General features: G+C 43.7%; 1 pseudogene. It reads right to left on the bottom strand.

Features of this window, described 5'->3' with window-relative positions:
* Window positions 1-238: 238 nt before the first annotated feature.
* Window positions 239-1786 (bottom strand): annotated as a pseudogene (locus JF818_RS11740) (sodium-translocating pyrophosphatase); the annotation flags it as partial.
* Window positions 1787-1945: the final 159 nt, after the last annotated feature.

Below are 1945 nucleotides of genomic sequence, written 5' to 3'. Positions count from 1 at the left end.
GAGCGAGTGTTTTACCTCTCCATTTGCATGCGTCACACATTTGGCTTTTGCATAATCCCAATCGAAGTAATTGCCAAACCCTCCCTCAATCTCCGCAAACATAAGGCGTTCTGCAGAACCTTTCTTTGATCCTCGTGCCATGTAAGCCCCAAACGGTTTTGGTTCTAACTGACTACAAATGAGCGCTTCAATTGGTGAAAATACTACATAGTAATAATGCATCCGACACTCCTTTTATTTAATTCATGAGAAGTGAAAACAAGTTATACTTACTAAAAATTGATACAGCTATTAGCGAAACAATTGCCATGATTTTTATGAGAATATCGAGAGAGGGTCCAACGGTATCTTTGAGGGGGTCTCCAACGGTATCACCTACCACAGCAGCTTTATGAGCATCAGAACCTTTGCCACCGAAGTGCCCATTTTCCACGTATTTCTTGCCATTATCCCAAGCACCCCCTGCATTGGCTGTATAGAGAGCGAGCATAACTGAAGAAAGTGTTGTTCCAATCAATAGCCCACCGACAAATTCTGCGCCAAAGAGAAAACCAGTGAAGAGAGGAGTAAGAACGGCAATAAGAGCAGGGCTCTTCATTTCAGATAGAGCGCCCGCACTACTTATGCTGATGCATGTTTTATAATCAGGAAGACTTGTTCCTAATATAATGCCAGGATCTGCCTTGAACTGTCTTCTGACCTCTTGGACCATCTTTCGTGCAGCATTTGCAACGGCTCTTATCAATATTCCACTAAATAGATAGGGAAGTGCGCCTCCGACTAATGCCCCAACAAGTGTAAGAGGATTTACCATATTTAAGATCATGGCGGCACCATGTACAGCGTTTTCACCGGCTTGTGCATATAAATACGAAGAAAAGAGAGAAAGAGCTGCAAGGGTTGCAGAACCGATAGCAAATCCTTTACCAATCGCTGCTGTGGTATTTCCCACAGCATCCAACTCATCAGTTATACCACGAACCTCAGGATGCAGTTTTGCCATCTCACTGATACCACCAGCATTGTCAGCAATCGGTCCGTATGTATCAACAGACACAGTAACCGTTACAAAGCTGAGCATGCCGATAGCAGCCATGGCTACGCCATACAGGCCAGCAGTAATATTTGCAGCAATAATTGCAACCCCTAATATGATAACCGGACCTATTACTGAAATCATGCCAACACTCATTCCCTCGGTAATGGTAAGGGCTGCGCCCTCTGCGCTACTTGCTGCTATCTTCTGTGTTGGCTTATAATCATAACTGGTATAGTACTCAGCGATTTGTCCAATCACAATGCCGCTCACAATACCAAGGACAGCACATACCCAAGGAGAAAAGGCACCGAGCGCAAATCCTATGGTATGCAAGGCTTCGCCGTTAAATACGAAATATGAGATAAAACCAGAAGATATTACGGTTAATCCTGCGCCGACAAATGTTGCAGCATTCAGTTCCTTATGTGGGTTAGAGGACACTTTTTTTACCAGTAAATAAAGAATTCCCACCATTGAAGAGATAATACCAACAGCAGCAACAAGGAGGGGGACATAGATAAGTTTAGCAACAAGACTGGCATCTATCCCTCCCCGAGAAAAATAGATATATGCAGCAAGTATCATCGCTGATACCAATGCTCCTACATAACTTTCCAGCAAGTCAGAACCAAGACCAGCCACATCTCCAACGTTGTCTCCAACGTTATCAGCAATAGTTGCTGGGTGTCTTTGATCATCTTCAGGTATTCCTGCTTCTGTTTTTCCGACTAAGTCAGCTCCCATATCGGCAGCCTTCGTCTAGATTCCACATCCAACACGGTTAAACATAGCAATGATAGAACAACCTAAAGCATAGGCGCTTATGGTCATCGTAAAGGGAATATCACTAATACCAAGGCAGTTGGTATGGAAGCTAAGATTTTCAGGAGAGACCTGTTTTAAAAG

This window comes from Sphaerochaeta sp. S2, assembly GCF_016406725.1.
GTDB lineage: Bacteria > Spirochaetota > Spirochaetia > Sphaerochaetales > Sphaerochaetaceae > Sphaerochaeta.
The sequence above is the reverse complement of the archived record's forward strand: the minus strand, read 5'-3'. Positions and strand labels throughout refer to the sequence as shown.